Raw genomic sequence first — 390 nt, 5'->3', positions numbered from 1 at the left:
GTGATTGGTCGTTTCTTAAGTGCCGATACGTTCGTGCCAGAGCCGAGCTTTAGCCAAAGTTACAACCGTTACGCATACGTGTATAACAACCCGTTGAAATATACTGACCCAACAGGGCACTGGGTGTGGTGGGCTGCTGCGATGGCATTCTTTGTTGTGAGTCAGACGTTTGAAAACCCTGTAATCCAAATGGCTGGCATGGTGGTCGGTGCAATTGCGATTGGTTATGCCGCTTCAGGGTTATATGCTGGATTGCAACCCATGGCACAAGCAGCTGCGAGTGGTGCGACCGCTTCATTCTCAACAACCTATATCACTACTGGGGATTTTGACGATTCTCTTCAGGCGGGAATAATAGGCGGTTTGTCTGCGGGAATCACTTATGGGGTA

General features: G+C 49.5%; 1 protein-coding gene. It reads left to right on the top strand.

Translation table 11 applies throughout. The annotated features are described in order from the left end of the window. Nucleotides 1-390, top strand: a 390-nt coding sequence (locus tag QTN95_RS21165; protein ID WP_331418905.1) for an RHS repeat-associated core domain-containing protein, incomplete at both ends; no start/stop codon positions are given.

It is taken from the genome of Vibrio sp. M260112, from assembly GCF_036533775.1.
Taxonomy (GTDB): Bacteria; Pseudomonadota; Gammaproteobacteria; order Enterobacterales; family Vibrionaceae; genus Vibrio.
The sequence above is the reverse complement of the archived record's forward strand: the minus strand, read 5'-3'. Positions and strand labels throughout refer to the sequence as shown.